The 16,861-nt window shown below is 65.2% G+C and carries 11 protein-coding genes; 6 read left to right on the top strand and 5 right to left on the bottom strand.

Going from position 1 to position 16,861, the window contains the following annotated elements; all coding sequences use genetic code 11:
• Positions 1 to 11 precede the first annotated feature (11 nt).
• The 4 genes from CyaNS01_RS13725 to CyaNS01_RS13710 form a co-directional block, all read right to left on the bottom strand.
• Entirely contained in the window at positions 12 to 2,588 is a 2,577-nt protein-coding gene (locus tag CyaNS01_RS13725; protein WP_186697666.1) for an AAA family ATPase, read from the bottom strand.
• 160 nt (positions 2,589 to 2,748) lie between these two features.
• A complete protein-coding gene (locus tag CyaNS01_RS13720) occupies positions 2,749 to 3,378 on the bottom strand; it encodes a hypothetical protein (protein WP_186697664.1) in 630 nt (209 codons plus the stop codon).
• Positions 3,379 to 3,729: 351 nt separating this feature from the next.
• A complete protein-coding gene (locus tag CyaNS01_RS13715) occupies positions 3,730 to 4,464 on the bottom strand; it encodes a hypothetical protein (protein WP_186697662.1) in 735 nt (244 codons plus the stop codon).
• 100 nt (positions 4,465 to 4,564) lie between these two features.
• On the bottom strand, positions 4,565 to 5,167 hold the full coding sequence (locus CyaNS01_RS13710; RefSeq protein WP_186697660.1) for a sigma-70 family RNA polymerase sigma factor: 603 nt from the start codon (positions 5,165 to 5,167) through the stop codon (positions 4,565 to 4,567).
• Positions 5,168 to 5,442: 275 nt separating this feature from the next.
• Between CyaNS01_RS13710 and CyaNS01_RS13705 the strand changes: the two genes are divergently transcribed.
• Positions 5,443 to 6,054: a hypothetical protein gene (locus CyaNS01_RS13705; protein WP_186697658.1), complete on the top strand. Its 612-nt coding sequence runs from the start codon at positions 5,443 to 5,445 to the stop codon at positions 6,052 to 6,054.
• Positions 6,055 to 6,131: 77 nt separating this feature from the next.
• On the opposite strand, the gene CyaNS01_RS13700 is transcribed toward CyaNS01_RS13705, so the two are convergent.
• A complete protein-coding gene (locus tag CyaNS01_RS13700) occupies positions 6,132 to 6,374 on the bottom strand; it encodes a hypothetical protein (protein WP_186697655.1) in 243 nt (80 codons plus the stop codon).
• Positions 6,375 to 7,375: 1,001 nt separating this feature from the next.
• Here CyaNS01_RS13700 and drmD point away from each other — a divergent pair.
• From drmD to CyaNS01_RS13675, 5 genes are all read left to right on the top strand, one after another.
• Entirely contained in the window at positions 7,376 to 10,732 is a 3,357-nt protein-coding gene (gene drmD / locus CyaNS01_RS13695) for a DISARM system SNF2-like helicase DrmD (RefSeq protein ID WP_186697653.1), read from the top strand.
• Positions 10,733 to 10,735: 3 nt separating this feature from the next.
• Positions 10,736 to 11,881, top strand: coding sequence for a Fic family protein (locus tag CyaNS01_RS13690; protein WP_186697651.1), 1,146 nt, complete (start codon positions 10,736 to 10,738; stop codon positions 11,879 to 11,881).
• A gap of 119 nt (positions 11,882 to 12,000) precedes the next feature.
• Complete coding sequence (locus tag CyaNS01_RS13685; RefSeq protein ID WP_186697649.1) at positions 12,001 to 16,176, top strand: DNA methyltransferase; 4,176 nt, start codon at positions 12,001 to 12,003, stop codon at positions 16,174 to 16,176.
• Complete coding sequence (locus CyaNS01_RS13680; protein ID WP_222934187.1) at positions 16,173 to 16,490, top strand: nucleotidyltransferase family protein; 318 nt, start codon at positions 16,173 to 16,175, stop codon at positions 16,488 to 16,490. Before CyaNS01_RS13685 ends, CyaNS01_RS13680 begins: the two co-directional genes overlap by 4 nt.
• Positions 16,487 to 16,861, top strand: a complete 375-nt coding sequence (locus tag CyaNS01_RS13675; RefSeq protein WP_186697647.1) for a DUF86 domain-containing protein — start codon at positions 16,487 to 16,489, stop codon at positions 16,859 to 16,861. The genes CyaNS01_RS13680 and CyaNS01_RS13675 overlap by 4 nt, the downstream gene beginning before the upstream one ends.

Here is a 16,861-nt window from a genome sequence, read left to right as displayed (position 1 = left end):
AACCTTGCTGCTCAGGGGCCGAGGTCAGTGAAGATGTCGCCGGTGCTCAGCTGTGGTCCGATCCCGTCCAGGCGCAGGCGGTAGGTGGTGGCCTTGCCGTGGCCTTTTTTCTCGATCAACGGGCCATCGGCAAGGTCAGCAAGCAGGTTGCGTAGTTGCTTTTCGGAGCAAGGCGCGCCATCAATGGCGTCTTGGATCTGGGTCTTGCTCAGGCCGAGGTAGTGCAATGAGTGCTTGTCGGCGTGCAGCTCAGGATGGTCAAGGCGAAAGCGGCTGTAGTCCCTTCGCAGCACGTCCAGTACGGCCGTCTTGCGGCGGTCTTCCTCCTGAAACACCGGGTCAGGCGCGTCACCCTGATCAGCGTCCTGGGGGTAGGAGAAGGTGAGGCCGTCGACAGCGAAGGGGTCAATCAGCAGGTCACGGCTCTTGGCGCCGCCGCGGATCTTCTCGACGGAGAGCAGGATCTGGCGAGAGTCCTTCTGTTTCTCGAGGCGGAATACAGCACCAGCTCCTTCTGAAATGCGTTGGATGCCCTGGGCTCTGGAGCCATCGCCACTGGTGTGGTGGATCCAGATCAGGGAGGTGCCAAAACGGGAGCAGATGTCGGCGATGAGATCGAGGTAGGCCTTGAAGGCCTGGTTGCCCACCTGCATGTGCTCAGGGCAGACGGCTTTCATCGAGTCGATGATCACCGCTGCCACTGGGGTTCCCTGGTGCTGCATGCCCTCGAGGTACTGGATCAATCGGGTGATGTGATGCAGCGAGAGGGTCCAGGGTGGCTTGCCGCTCTCGGCATCCTGCAGCCACCACTCCACCTGCTCGAGGAAGGGAAGGCCTGCCATGTGCAGGCGATCGAGGTAGGTGTTGGTGTTCTCCTCAGCGCCCTCGCCCATGTCGGTGGCGATGAAGATGACACGGTCGCGTTTCCAGCGGCTGGCGCCATTGAGGAAGCCGGAGTCCAGAAAGCTGGTGAGGGTCGGATCGCCGGTGATCGCCCGGGCCAGGTGGCAGGCGAGCACGGTCTTGCCGGCGCCGGCCTTGGCGTGAATGATGTGCTCACGGCCGGCCATGATGAAGTTGTCCACCAGCCAGCGCACCTTGGGGCCGGCCTTGCCGTCAAGGGTTTTCCTGGCGCAGTCCTGGTGGGAGTTGCGCACCATGCCGTGCTCCCGGCGGAAGAGGGAGAGCAGGTCGCGTTCGACTTCACCGGGGGAGTTGACGTAGCCCTTGTGCTCCAGCAGATCGCTGAGCATGGCGCGATCGAGGCTGTCGATCTTCTCCTGTGGCGCGGCGATGAGTTCGTCGCCGTCCTGGATCAGGCCATGGGCACGCAAGTGGTAAAGGCGGTTGAGCTGCTCGTCGATGCTGAGCTCCTGGCTCTCTGGCTTGTCCTTGTCGGACTTGGGTTCAGCGTCTTTCGGCCGCGGCGCAGAGAAGATGCGGCGATCCTCTGCAATGGCCTTCAGGTCTTGGGCTGTGACAGCATCGGGAATGTGAGTGTTCTCGTCAGGGTCTGGAATGCGCAGTCCTGGTGGGCGGAACTTGCTTGCATCGAAGGGCCGCGGCGGATCTGTTTCCGTTGCCGGCCGGTGGGAGTAGATGATCTGCGGTGGCTGAGTACCACTGCTGGGACGGAGTTCCGCTGGTAGGGCCTGGGTCCAGTTGGGGCCCAGCTGTTCCTTGGCCATGGCGAATAACGCCGCGACACCGCTGCGGCGGCCGGCTCTGTCCCAGCGCTTGCCGCGCTGCAGTCGCCTGGCCTCGTCCTTGTGGTGGCCGCCCTTGGAGCTCCACTCCATGAACGGCTCAAACAGCAGAGCGCCGGCTGAGGCCGCGGCATTGAGCACACGGATCCAGTAGGACTCGTAGCCATCGGTGCCATCACCGATCAGGCCGCTGGGTTTGAGGACGTGGCGCAGCAGGTAGGCCGCCCGCTCGATGTCCTTGTCGTCGGTGGGGCCGGCATGGGCGCGCTCATGGGCACGCTGAGCCTCAGCTGCCTCTTCATTGGCGGCTGCGTCCTTGGCGTCCTCGATCAGGTCCCAGCTGAGCGGGGTGCCATCGCCTGTTCTGATCTCGGCTTGGTCGTAGCCGTACCAGAGCCGCTCGGGTTTGTCGCCGCAGTTGTCCTTCAGTACTAGGCCAGAGCGCTCGATCAGCAGCGCATAGAGCTGGCGGTGCAGCTCGATCCCGCTCAGCGTGCTGCCGCAGTGGAAGATGGCGCGGAAGCGATCCAGGGCTTCAGGGTTCTTCTCCGTCACCTTCTGGTGGGACGGGGTGGTGTACGAAAACAGGCAGTGCCTGGCCACAAACGGGTTGGCCCAGAACTGCTCGAGCGGCATGTCGCCGTCGACGTCGAGCACGATCAGGTTCCAGTCACCAGCGAGATCTTCCTCGCGCTTGCTACTGGCCGCGGCGAGCTTGCAGGCAATCCAGGCCTTTCCGGCGCTGATGTGGTCGATCAGGGCGAGGGCGTCGAGCTCGGCCGGGATCCAGGGAGAGCTGTCGTTGATCAGCCCGAAGCGTTCGGCCGCTGGCTTGTTGCGGAAACCATGGTGCAGGGAGACGAGTAGCTGGGCTGAGGCCATCACCAACGAGGCGAACAGTGCCCCAGGGGTATGTTGTTTGGGGCCGGGTGCACGGCCTGCACTGGCGCTGGTGGACTATGCGCCCACTTGCCGTAGCAACTACAGCAAGCGGGCACGATTACCCGTCCTCAGATGCCATTGATCACGCCTGAGCAGCAGCTCATTGGCCGATGGCGGATGGGGGGAAGGGCGCGGCGGGGGCTTCCTGGAAGTAGCCGTCCTCAAGGGCCACACCCATGCGCTTGAGCTGGCCGATCTCCAGTCGGGCCCTGGCCATCATCAGCGCGCTGATCTCCTCTGGGTTGCGCTGGGTGCCGAGCTCCGCCTCTGCCCGTGGATCGAAGATGTACTGACGGGTGAGGTTCTCGCCGGTGACGGGAGAGAAGACATCGAGGTGGGCTGAGTTGTAGAGCGGGTGGGCCAGGCCGCAGGCCAACACCACGAACTGGTCCTGGCGGCCGCGGCCCAGCACCCACAGGGGCACGCCCATGCGGTAGTTCAGGGGCTCCGCCACGTTTGGCGGCACCCGCAGCTGCGGGCTTCCCTGGAAGGACAAGTGGATCTCACCGTCCTTGCGGTTGACGCTGAAGTCGTTGAAATCGCCGTCAATCGGGCCATGCCAGAGGCTGGCGATGGCCTTGCGCTTGCCGTCGATCAACCGTTGCAGCGGCGTGACGGTGCGGCCATCCATGGGGACGGGGTAGTCCTGGGTGGTGGCCAACAGCAGGCTGCGCTGCAGGCAGCTGATGAAACCAGGAGCCAGGGTGTGATCGGGAGCGAGAAGGGTCATGAGAGAAAAAGAAGAGTGCTCCCATGCAGGTGGGCGTCCTGGCGGAGAGGCAAAAGGCCAAACGCCTTGGGTTGCTGCATGGCCACCAGGACGGACGCGATCGCGGTCCCATCCACTGCATGGGGGTTGATGTGGGACTGGCCAGAAGGCCCCCTCAAGCAGTGGTCCGGACAACGCGGCACCGGAAGCCACCTCGGCGTCCAGCGGTCCCGCCGCTGAAGCTGCCTTTGGGGGCGTAAATGTACGCCGAAAAACTGCCCCCGGCAAGGGGGCAGAGTTTGCATGCACGAGGCCATGCCTGAAAGTTCGTGGCGATGCCTACCGGCTGTTGCTCGTGGCTGAGTCTTGGCCTCAGCCGTTGGATTCACCTTGGGCAGTCGGCGTGCTGGATCGGAGTACCGCTGGCCCCGGCAGGAGCAGGCCAGCGTTGCGGAAGCGGGCCTTGATGTCGATGAGCTGGTCGCTGAATGCCTCGGGATGGGTGGCACTGCGGAGCGTGGCGTAGGCACCGCTCATCGCCAGCCAGCGTCCATCGAGGGCGATGTCGGTCTCAACGAAGACGCCGCGGCCGCGGCCCTGGCGGATGGAGAAGCGTGCGCCGCCGCAGAAGGCACGCATGTCCTCGTCGGCGTCGCTGATGGTGAGCAGGGCGCCAGCCAGGCTGCGGGCAGGCGAGGTGATGTGCAGACTGCCGTCGGCTGCAGGGGAGACGGCATTGAGGTTCAGCTCGGCCAGCTCGTGATCGGTGGACCAGAAGGCGAGGCGCAGGCGAAAGTCCTCGCCGCTGCGCTGCTGGGCCGCAGAGATCTGCAGGGTGAGATCGACGACGGCACCAGCAACGGCGGCGGAGCCGGTGGCTTCCTTGCTGAGGCCAGCGTCGCGGGAGACGTGCCAGCAGCGGGTGTCTCCAAAGGCCAGCTTGTAGGAGGCTGCTGGCTGAGATGGGTTGAGGGCTGGAGCATCCAGATCGGGCAACTGCAGCGTTCCTGGGGTGGGCTGCTGCATGCCGTTGGTGATGGGATCGGTTGCGGTGCGCTTGCTCCTCGACTGACGGGGCTTGGCTGATGCAGTGGCGATGGTTGCCATGGGTGTTGACGATTGAGAGGGAACCGCGGTGTTGGGCCGCGGCAGCAGAAGGGAGCCCCCGGCCGTGGGGCCAGGGGCAAAGGGTTTGGTGTTGCCGGGCTCAGGCGCGCTGGGCTGCCGGACTGTCAATCAGCTGACGGAGGCAGCTGAGGGCCTGGCGGCGGCAGCGGCACACCGTCATGGCGGAGACGCCCAGATGCTGGGCGGCCTGCCGGAGGGAGAGCCCCTCCAGCACGGTGAGTCGCAGGGCCGCGGCCTGGCGCGAGGGCAGCTGATCGAGAAGGCGCTCAAGCTCGCGGCTCTCGACTGTTCCCGCCTCAGGAGTGGGAGCAGGTAGGCAGTCGAGTCCGGTCTGCAGCAGGGCGTTGCCGGAGCTGCCGGGATCGTGTGCCGTCATGGCATCGAGGCTGAGGTGGCCCCAGGGGGCTTGGCCGCGCGCCGAGGCCGGCAGGCGAACGAGCAGGGCGCGATCGCGCAGGTGATGGCAGAGGGCGCCGCTGATGCAGCGCTTGAGATAGGCAGGGGCTGTGGTGAGGTTGGTGAGGCGGGCAGCCGCCTGCACCAGGGCCAGCCGTGCCACCTGGATCAGATCGTCGCGCTCGAGGAGATCGGGGAAGCGGCGATGGAGGCGGCCGGCGAGGCCGTCGGCCAGGGGAAGAAAGCGCAGAACAGTGGCGTCACGCCGGGAGATGGAGCGGTGCATGGGAACGCACAGAAGGCGTTGCACAAGGCCCCCCGGGGAGGGGGCTTCTGACTACGGGGTCGTCTCCTGATCAGGACGATCTCGCTGTCGCAAGAGGCAGCCTTGCCCTTGGCCGCGGCGGCGAGAGGCGGCGGCTGTGCGCTGCGGTGGCCACGGATCGAGATGGCGGCGGGAGCTGGAATTGCCACCGGCGAACGCGTCCTGGTGCCCCCGGTGGAGGGACATTCGGCTGTCCATACCATCTGGGGAAATCAGAGTTGAAAGGGTTGAAACCGATGCGCAAGGCAGCGGAACACCAGGGGTTGGCAACGCTGCTGGCAGCGGCGGGGGACAACCCGCTGACGCGGGCCTGGAATGATCTGGTCACAGGTGGACTGATCCAGCCCCTAGAGCGGCTGGCCTTTGGAGCGGCCGCCGAATCCCGGGACACGCAGATGCGTCTGGCCCGGGCCGTGAGCACGGATCTGGCCCATCACGGTGGGAGCTTGTCCGAGCCGATGACGGCGCTGCTGCGGCAGCACGTGGATCCCGCGGTGGATCGGGAGCGGCTGAACCGGGCGACACCTCGCATGCAGGCGGCGGGCCTGAGCGCCGAGGAGCGGGCGGTTCAGATCAACACCCTGCTGGCTCAGGGGAGTTACCGGCCTGGGCTGGTGGAGCGAGGTGATGTGGATACGGCCCGAACGGCGGCATTGCGTGCGGCGGTGCTGGCTGGCCAACCACGACGGGCGAGCACGGAGCTGGGGGAGATGCTGCGGCAGTACGGCCCGGGTTCACCCCTGGCCGCCTATGGAGCCGTGGCATCGGTGGCGGCTGCGGCCCTAGGCGCCGTTGACGCATTGCATCGGCAAGAACCCGTTGTGGCGCCAGGACCTGTGCTGGGCTGATGGCGTCAGCGAACGAGGTTGGGCAGAGCAGGAAGCCAAAGAGCGCCCCCTGGGGAGGAGGCGCGGGTGGGCTGGAATCAGATCAGCAGCTCTTTGGCATAGCGGTGGGCCATGTGATCACTGCGCAGGTAGATCCCGATGCCGGAGCGTTGGCACTGATCACCGTTGCCGGTGGTGATGCCGACTTCAACGGAGAGATCACCGGCAATCCCGGTGCCGAGATACCCCGGCCCGATGGACTTGTAGCTGTTGGCCTGCTCTGCTGCCGCAATGGCGGCGATGCCGAGCGCATGGGCTGGCTGGGGAGTATCCACAGCCATGAGGTGGCTCTCGGCTGTGGTGTGGACAGGTGCCGGGCCCTGGATTTTGGAAGAAGCCGTCATGGCGAGTGTTGTGAGTGGACACCGCCATGGAGCCCCCGGGGGAGGGAGCACAAGGTTGAGCTGAGCGAGCCTGTGGAGATGGAGTTGACGTACACAGGCGATGGCCATGGGGCTTCTCGGGTCCTGTTGGGATAGGGCTTGCGACGGCGTCGTGACGGATTGGCGAAGCGTTGCTGTGGTCGCCAGCAGGGGAGCGGGATTGAACAGATGGTGCCCCTCCTTGCCCTCGCAAGGGTGCACAGTGCAGGGACAGGTGGACATGGCCTGTCCTGTGAGGTGGAGACAGGAGGCCTCTGAGGAGACGAACGCCCGGGCCATTCTCATCTGCGTGCGCTATTGAGAATTGAGGGGGTGCGGGTTGGCCTGGTTGTCCGCGCTCCTGGGGAGCTCAGATCCGTACGGCGGCCCTTGGCATGAAGGCCGGCCGTTTGGTGATCAACGTGTCCCCCATCTCGCTGTGCATCGGGTAGTCGAAGGAAATGGAAGTCGGTGAATAGCCGGAGTTACCGGTCCCAGACTTTCTCTGCCCTCGAAGCGACTGCCCATGCCGCTGAAGTGCGAAAGCGCCACGGCGCCTTCGGCATTGGCGCCCCCGGCCTATGAGGCTTGACTGATGGGCTGGCTGTTTGCCCCCCGAAACGACAGCCCTCATGGGTCCCCCTGGGAGGGGGGTACCCCCATGGGTTTTTGGTGGGAGGGCCTCAAGCGGAGGGGGGTGGAGGGATTGCCTCGCCGATGTCTGAGGCATTTCCTCGCGCGCGCGAAGCCCGCTGTCACCACTGCTAAGAGCTCAAGGCCAGTGCAAGAGAAGGGTGCTTCGTTGGAGCGGCCGCGGCCTTCTTGCCTTGCTGCCAGCGATTGGGAATGCTTGGGATTTCAGTTTCAAGGTGTGCCTTGGCACGTTGCCGCGGCCCCATACCTCTGCTCAAGATGGAGCAATGACGGCCACGCCCACCCGGACTCGCCAGAAGCTGAAGCCCGGGGCCGTGGTGCGCTGTCGCACCCGTCGCTACCTGGTGGAGGACGTGCAGGCCCCCCAGGAACCCGGGGGCGACACGGTCGTGTCCATGGCCTGCATGGAGGACGACGCCATCGGAGCGCGGCTCACGGTGTTCCGGGAGCGGGAGATCGACTTCGAGCTGCTGGGGGAGAGCAGTTGGGATGCGGTGGCCCAGCGGGGCTTTGACCAGCCCAAGCAGTTCGCCGCCTACCTCAACACCCTGCGCTGGAACTGCGTCACCGCCACCGACGCCGAGCTGTTCCAGGCCCCGTACCGGGCCGGCATCGATGTGAAGGCCTACCAGCTGGAGCCCCTGCGCAAGGCACTGCAGATGCCCCGGGTGGGTCTCTTCATTGCTGATGACGTAGGCCTCGGCAAGACGATCGAGGCCGGGCTGATCCTGCGGGAGATGTTGCTGCGCCAACGCATCAAGCGGGTGGTGATCAGCTGCCCGCCCTCGGTGCTGCGCCAGTGGCAGGAGGAGATGGCCAGCCGTTTTGGGTTGGCGTTCACGGTGATGGACCGGGCCTACGTGGCCAAGGTGCGCCAGGAGCGCGGTTACGGCACCAACCCCTGGAGCACCCACAGCCGCTTCCTCATTTCCCATGCGCTGCTGCGCAACGCGGACTACTCCGCTCCGTTGCGGGTGTGGCTGCAGCAGGGCAAGGGCAGGGAAGATCAGGCCCCAGTTCAGTCGCTGCTGATCATTGATGAGGCCCACAACGCCGCCCCGGCCAGCAACACGCTCCGCTACGCCATCGATTCAGGGCTCACCCGCAGCCTGAGGGATCTGGCGCCGCTTTTCGAACACCGCATCTTCCTTTCCGCCACGCCCCACAACGGTCACAGCAACAGCTTCACGGCGTTGCTGGAGCTGCTGGACCCGGCCCGCTTTGTGCGGGGAGTGCCCTTTGAGCAGGGTGATCTGGACACGGTGCTGGTACGCCGCCTCAAGGACGATCTGCGCCGCATCGGCGAGGAGTTCCCTGAGCGGATCGTTGAGCCCCTGTCCGTTCCCAAAGGCAGCTTGCCGGCCGATACCCCGGAGCTGGAGCTCTCGCGGCTGCTGCAGAGGTACCGCAAGCAGCGGGAGCAGCGGCTGCTCCAGGAGGGGGCCACCAAGCGGCAACTCAATGCCGATCGGCTGGTGATCACCAACCTGCAGAAGCGGCTGCTGAGCTCGATCGAGGCCTTCGCCCGCACCCTCAAGGTGCACCGCAAGAGTCTGGCCGAGAAGCAGGAGCAGCGCCGTGAGGCCCTGGCGGCCTCTGGGGCCCAGTTGGATCTGCTGCAGGGGGGTGTTGATCGCGACTCCGACAACGCCGAACTCTCGGAAGACGAGCTGCTCAACCTGGAGGAGGCCCAGACCAGGGCAGCCCTACGCCAGACCGTCCAGGCCGATCAGAGCGATCTGGCTCTGTTGCAGGAGATGGGCGAGATCGGGGAAGCCAACCGCAACAGGCCCGATCCCCGCATCAAGCTGCTGGAGGCGTTTCTGCGCACCCACCTCTGCCCCAATCTCGGAACGGCCAAGGCGACGTGGAAACCCACCCGGCTGCTGATCTTCACAGACTACGTGGACACCAAGCGCTACCTGGAACGGCAGCTGCGGGAACTGCTCGGGGATGACGATGCCTACCGCCGCATTGCCTCCTTCACCGGCGGCATGAGCGAGGAGAACCGCGAGCGGCTCAAGGCCCAGTTCAACGCTGACCCGGAATCAGAGCCCCTGCGGATCCTGATCGCCACCGATGCCGCCCGGGAGGGGGTGAACCTGCAGAACCACTGCAAGCACCTGATCCACTTCGACATCCCCTGGAACCCCAGCAAGCTGGAGCAGCGCAACGGCCGGATCGACCGCAAGCTGCAACGGGCGCCCCAGGTGTGGTGCCACTACTTCGTGCTGGAAGACCGCCCGGAGGATCGGGTGATGGATGTCCTCGTGAAGAAGACGGAAGTGATCCGCCAGGAGCTGGGGTCTCTCTCGCCCCTGGTGCAGCGCCAGGTGGATGAGGTGCTGGAGGCCGGCATCGACACCGACAACACCGAGGCGGTGCAACAGCAACTGCTTGGGATGGATTCCGCCGACACCGATCGCGGCGCGATGCTCAACCGCGCCCGGGAGGAGCTGGAAGCCAGCCGTCGGGTGGAGAAGCTGGAGCACCAGCAGGATGAACTGCGTCAACTGCTGGCCAAATCCCACGATTGGCTTGGCTTTGACGACGATCCCTTCCGGGACGCCCTCAACTGCTCCCTCGACCTGCTGGGCGTGAGTGGCCTGGTGAAGGGCTGCGACGAGAGGGGGCAACCCTGCTGGCGATTGGATCACCCCGAGGCCCTGGTGGCCGGCAGCAACGACCGCAGCTGGGAGCACACCCTCGACAGCCTGCGGGGTGTGTGGGACCGCAAGACACCGCTGTGGCAGTGGCGGCAGGAGCATCCGGTGCGACCGGTGATCTTCTCTGATCCCGGCCGGCTCAATGCCGAGGCGGTGCACCTGCATCTGGAGCACCGGCTGGTGCAGCGGTTGTTGAGCCGCTTTCTGAGCCAGGGATTCCTGCATCACGAGCTCAGCCGGGCCTGCGTGCTGGCCAGCCCCGACCCCCAGCCCAAGGTGCTGGTGCTGGGCCGGCTGTCGCTGTTTGGCCAGGGAGCCACGCGGCTGCACGATGAGCTGATCAGCGTGATCGCCGATTGGCATCCCGGTGCCGATCGCAATGAAGCGCTGACGCCACTGGCTGGGGCCCAGCAGCAGCAGGCCTGGACCGTCCTCACCGAAGCGATGCAGCACGGAAACACGCAAGGGATCTCCGCTGGCATCCGCAGCCAGCTCCAAGCCGGAGCCCCAGCTGATGTGGCCGCGCTCAAGCCCGAGTTGGATGCAGCGGCCCAGCAGGCCCAGGCCGCGGCAGCAGAGCTGCTCAAGCAGCGAGGGGAGTCGGAGGCCGCGGCCCTCAAGGAGGTGCTGCGATCCCAGCGCAAACGCATCAACGCCACCGTCAGGCAACGCAACCGGGATCTGGCCAAGCTCGATCGACAGGCCGCGGCAGCCGGGCCCACAGGCGTGATCCCTGGCCTGGAAGAGCAGCTGGAGGTGCCTGCCCTGGATCTGCAGAAGCTCTCCAGCCAGGAGCGCAAGCAGCTGGCCGCTGATCAGAAGCACTGGCAGCGGCGCCTGGAAACAATCGAGGCGGAGCTGACCAGTGAGCCGAAACGCATCCAGGACAGCTACCGCGTGGTGACCCATCGCCTGGAGCCTGCTGGGCTTGTGTACCTCTGGCCCATCAGCGGATAGGCCATGAAGCGCCTATCCCCCACGCCCTGGCAACCCCGCTTCCGCTACAGCGATGCCTTGGTGGCTGATCTCTGCGCCATCGCCGATGCCAGGGCCAGGGTTGCGTTGCTTCCTCTGCCAGCGGATGAAAGCCTGCGATTGCGCCACGCGGCCTACCAGCGCAGCACCCGCAGCAGCACCCGCATCGAGGGCAATTCGCTCGACGACGCAGCCGTGCGGGTAGCGATCGCGAAGGCGGATCGCGAGGGAAGCAAGGCGGAACAGGAAGTGCGCAACTACTGGCGTGCCCTCGATCGGGTGGAGGAATGGGCGCAAGGCAGCAGCCCCCTCAGTGAGGCATGGATTCAGGAGCTGCATGCTGTGGTGATCGTGCGCGGACGCGGCAGGCGGCGACAGCGATCGCTGTTTCGCGACGAGGAAGTGCCGGTGGTGGACACGCTGAGCCGCCGCATCGACTACGCCCCGCCCAGACCCGACGATGTGGGCCCCTTGATGGAGCAGCTGTGCGACTGGTGGCAGGCCAGTGAGCAGCTGCCCCCGCTGATCAGGGCGGGGTTGCTCAGCCATCGCTTCATTTCCATCCACCCCTTCACCGACGGCAACGGGCGCTGTGGGCGACTGCTGGCGACGGCTTCGCTGTGGCGCAGTGGCTACGCATTCCGGGGTTTGCTGAGCTTTGAGGAGTGGTTTGCGTCCGATCGGGAGCGCTACTACGGAGCCCTGCAGCTCGGCTGTCCCGTGGACTTCTACGAAGGGCGCCATGACCCTGACCACAGCGCCTGGCTCAGCTACTTCGTGGATGTGATCCAGCAGGCTGCTGCGGATCTGGCTCAGCGCGCCGAAGCCCTTCAGGCCCATCAGGAACCGCCCGATCCTCACCCGTGGGAAGGACTGGATCGCCGCAGCCAGCAGCTGCTCACCCGCTTGCGGGCGTGCCTCGCCGCTGGCGAGGGCCAGGCGGAACAATTCAAGCCGGCTGATCTGGAGGAGTGGTTCGCCGTGTCGCCAACCACAGCCAAGGACTGGCTTCGTCATTGGCAGGAACAAGGATTACTGGAGCCGGCCCGGCCCGGTCAACGCATCCGTGTCTGGCGCGTCTGCGAGCCCTGGGCGAGCTGGGTCTTAAGCCAACCGCAGCGGCAGGAATAAGCCAAGTGAATCCTGAGCTATCCACCCGGCATCACCCCAGAAACCAAGGTTTTGCAAGTCCCGGAGCCACCCGATAAGACAAGTGACCCGCCGATCCCTTCGCCTATTTCTTTGAGCCCATGCCCCGCCGCACCACCAAAACCGACCCCGAACTCCTGGCCCACCAGCAGTGGCTGGGCTACCTGCAACCCGTGGGCCTGGTGGTGGCCCCTGCAGCGATGCAGGATGCCGGCTGGATTGTGACCCGCAGCGGCAGCGAGCTGATCGAGCGCCAGGAGCGTTACCGCGCAGCTCTGGAAGCCCTGGGCGCTGATCAAGACACCGATCCGGAAGACAGGGAGCTGGGCTTCTCCAGCATCGAGACCTTGCTGGTGGATCACCTGGGCTGGAGTGCCGAACAGATCAAGAGCGACCCGGGGCTGATTGAGAACTACACCAGGGAACTGCCTGAACTCGGCGAGACGCTGCAACCCACAGCCGTGGTGCCTGCAGCAGATGGCGAAGGGGTGCAGCTGCTGGTGCAGGCACTGCCCTTGCTCACGCCCCTGGATCAGAAGTTCAGCGATGGCGAGCACCTCTGGCGCGCCACCCCCCAGGAGCGTTTCCAGCGGCTGCTGCGGGAAACGGGGGTGGAATCAGGCCTGCTGTTCAACGGCACCCAGCTGCGCCTGGTGGTGGCCCCGAAGGGAGAAAGCTCCGGCCATCTCACCTTCCCGCTGAAGGATCTGGCCGAGGTGAGCGGCCGGCTGATGTTCTCGGGCCTGGATCTGCTGTTGAACCAGAGCCATGTGTTCCTGGATCCCGATGGCTACCGGCTCACTGATGTTCTGAGGAAGAGCCGCAACTTCCAGGCGGTGGTGAGCAACAGCTTGGCCGATCAGGTGCTGGCGGCCCTGTGGGATCTGCTGCGGGGCTTTGAGCGGGCCGATCAGCTCACCCGGCAGCAGGGGCAACCGCTGCTCGGGGCGATTGCCGATCACGACCCAGAGCAGCTCTACGGCGGGCTGATCACGGTGCTGATGCGGCTGGTGTTCCTGCTCTACGCAGAAGACGAGGCCCTGATGCCCACCGATGCGGTGTATGAGCAGAACTACAAGGTGAGCGGCATCTACGAGCAGCTGCAGCAGGACGCCGCCGAGTTCCCCGACACGATGGAGCAGCGCTTTGGCGCTTGGGCCGGGCTGATGAGTCTGTGCCGCCTGGTGTTCGATGGCGGCGGCCCCAGCGTGGATTACCTGCCGGCCCGCCATGGCCAGCTGTTCGACCCAGCGGTTTACCCGTGGCTGGAGACGCCCTGGCTCAGCGATGGGGCGGTGTTCTCTGTGCTCAGCAACCTGCTGATCGTGAACGGCGAGCGGATCAGCTACCGCGCCCTGGATGTGGAGCAGATCGGCTCGGTGTACGAGGGGATCATGGGCTATGCGGTGCAGCGCATGGCGGGCCGCTGCATCGGCCTCAAGAGCAAACCCCAGGGGGCCAAAAAGCAGATCACCACGGCGGTGGATCTGGAGCAGCTGCTGGCTCTGGAAGGCAGCAAGCGCAAGACGTGGTTGGCAGATGAAGCCCACACCAGCTTGCCGCCGAAATCAGCCACGGCCCTCAAGAAAGCCTGCGACGAAACGGGCCTGCTGGAGGCCTTGGCCCCACGGCTTGATCGGGATCTCTTCGATGGGGCCCAGGTCGCGGGCAGCCTGGTGTTTCAACCCACGGAAGAACGGCGCCGCACCGGCAGCCACTACACCCCCCGCGCGCTGACGCGGCCGATCGTGGCGGAGGCGTTGCGGCCCTGGTTGGAGCGCTGCAACGGCAAGCCCACGGCTGAGCAGATCCTGGCGCTGAAGATCTGCGATCCGGCGATGGGATCGGGGGCCTTCCTGGTGGAGAGCTGCCGCTTTCTCGCTGAGCTTCTGGAGCAGGCCTGGGCCCGCGAGGGGCTGCCAGACGCCCTGACGCCGGGCGGCCATGCCCATGGCGAGGAGCCCCTCATCTATGCCCGCCGCCTGATCGCTCAGAGCTGCCTCTATGGGGTGGACAAGAACCCTTTCGCGGTGAACCTGGCCCGGCTGAGCCTGTGGCTGGTGAGCCTCAGCAAGGACGCGCCATTCACCTTTGTGGATCACGCCCTCAAGTGCGGCGATTCGCTGGTGGGTATGGAGCGCTCCGAGATCGAAGCAGCCCTGAAGGGCGCCAGCCTGCAGCGGGAGCTGCAGATGGCTTATCTCGATGACGTGCGGCAACAGGAGGCCAGGAGCTTCTCACTGTTCCATGCCGATAGCCGCAGCGATGCTGACGATGCTCAGAAACGTCAGGCTCTGCAGGCTCTGGAGGCCAGCACGGCTTACCAACGCACGGTGGGGGATCTGCTGGTGGCGGCGTTCTTCAACGGCAAGAAGACGAAGGATCGCCAGGAGCTGCGCCAGCTCTACCTGGAAGCCACCCTGCAGCAGAGTGCAGCGGCGGAGCTGGAAGCCGAATTGGCTGAACCGCTGGAGCGGCTACAAGAGGGAGAGAAGGGGATCACACCGCTGCACTGGCAGCTGGCCTTCCCGTATGTGTTTAGGCGGGAGCAGCCGGGATTCGATGTGTTTGTGGGCAATCCGCCTTTTGCGGGAAATAACACCTTCATCCAGGGCTACCCCGAGGGCGTTCTCGACTGGTTCAAGCAACACCATCCTGAGAGCGGTGGCCAATGCGATCTGGTGGCCCACTTCTTTCGCCGCTGTTTCCAGTTGCTACGGCCTGGCGGCTCACTGGGCCTGATCGCTACAAACACCATCGCCCAGGGCGATACCCGCAGCAGCGGCCTGCGCTGGATCTGCGCGAAGGGTGGCACGATCTACGCGGCTCGCAAGCGATACAAGTGGCCGGGCGTGGCAGCCGTGGTAGTGAGCGTGGTGCACTTGCTCAAGGGGGCCTACGCCGGCGTCAAGCTGCTGGATCGGCGTCCGGTTGAGCAGATCACGGCCTTTCTGTTCGCCAGTGGTGGCCACGACGATCCGAAGCAACTGATGGCCAATGCCGGCAAGAGCTTTCTCGGATCAAAGATCTACGGCCAGGGCTTCACCTTCGATGATTCTGGCCCGGCCGACGACGACACCCCAGGAATCCCCTCGCCGATCGCCACGATGGAGCGGCTGATTGCCGAGAACTCGAAGAATGCCGAGTTGATCGTCCCGTACATCGGCGGCGAGGAGGTCAATAGCAGCCCGACACATGCGCACCACCGCTATGTGATCAACTTCGGGGAGCGCAGCGAAGAGGAGTGTCGGCGGGAGTGGCCGGAGTTGATGGCGATTGTGGAGCGGAAGGTGAAGCCTGGGCGGCTGGCCCAGAACCGCGAGATTCGCGCCCGCTACTGGTGGCGATTCGGAGAGACCTGCCCTGCGCTGCATGCGGCGATTGCGGGGTGTGAGCGGGTGGTAGTCAATTCGCAAGTCAGTAGTCACGCCTGCTTTGCATTTCTGCCTCCGGCAACAGTATTTAGTCACGCCTTAAACGTCTTCCCGGGCCTTGACATCATTGATTTTGCAGTAGTCCAGTCATCTACGCACATTCACTGGGCCCTGCTTCAGGCCTCCTCTATGGAAGACCGATTGAGATATACGCCTTCAGACTGCTTCGAAACCTTTCCTTATCCCACCGCTCTCCTCGATTCCGCCATCGACGATCCTGCCCACGACACCACCAGCCAGAACGTCGAAGCCATCGGCGAGCGCTACCACCAGTGCCGATCCGAGCTGATGGTGAGCAATAACGAAGGCCTAACCAGCACCTACAACCGCTTCCACGACCCCGCCGAAACCAGTAGCGGCCTCCTGGAGCTGCGCCGCCTCCACGGCGAGATGGATCAGGCGGTGCTGAGAGCCTACGGCTGGAACGATCTGCCCACCGCCTGCGGCTTCGGCCTCGACTACCTCGACACGGAAGACGGTACCCAGCTCCCTGATGTGCTGCAGGAGCGCATCGACAGCGGCGAACTGTTCTTCTGGGACGCCGGCGACGCCCTCGACTTCCAGGGCCAGCTGCAGGCCTCTGGCGCCATCAGCGGCCGCCGCAAGCTGCCCTGGCGCTACCGCTGGCCCGATGCCGTGCGCGACGACGTGCTGGCCCGCCTCCTGGCGCTGAACGCCGAGCGCTACGAAGAGGAAGTGGCCCAGGGCCTCCACAGCAAGAGCAGCAAGAAAGCTTCAGGCCCGGCAGCACCAGGAGCCAAGCGCCGGGGGCGTCCACCGAAAGCGGCCCAGGCCGCCGAGACTGGCTCCGTGCAAGCCGAGCAGATCGGTCTGGAGATATGACCAGCTCAGCCGCTATGCCTGCTCTTAGCCCCGATCAGGTGCTGCCATTGCTGCGTCAACGGCAGGGTGAATGGCGACAGCGCTACCAGCTGCAACGCATTGGCCTGTTCGGCTCCACAGCCCGCAACGAAGCCACAGCCCAGAGCGATGTGGATGTGTGGGTCGAACTCGATCCCCTCACCCCCTTCGCCACCGTCCACCTGAAGCAGGAGCTGGAGGAGCTGCTGCAGCGACCGGTTGATCTGGTGCGGCTGCGGGAGCGGATGAATCCCGCCCTGCGCCAGGCCATCCTCCGGGAAGGGATCAGCGCATGAGCGGTGATCGGCTTGTGCTGCTCACGCCCCTGCGGCAGGCACTGGAGCGGATCGAGCGCAAGGCTCGGCCCCTGCTCGCAGATCCGGCGCTGCTGGACAGAGAAGAAGGCCAGGACCTGCTCGATGTCATCTGCATGCAGTTCCTCGCGGCGGGGGAGGCGCTCAAGCGGCTGGAGAAGCTTGAGCCTGGCCTGCTGGCTGCCAGGTTTCCTGACATCGATTGGAAGGGAGCCATGGGTTTCCGCGATGTGATCGCCCATCAGTACTTCGATCTGGACGCTGAGCAGGTGCTGCTGATCTGTCAGGACGCTTTGCCAGCTGTGCTCAGCGCGATTCGCTCCATCGAAGAACAAGCCAGCAAGAGCACCTGA

This window comes from Cyanobium sp. NS01, assembly GCF_014280235.1.
Classification (GTDB): domain Bacteria; phylum Cyanobacteriota; class Cyanobacteriia; order PCC-6307; family Cyanobiaceae; genus NIES-981.
The sequence above is the reverse complement of the archived record's forward strand: the minus strand, read 5'-3'. Positions and strand labels throughout refer to the sequence as shown.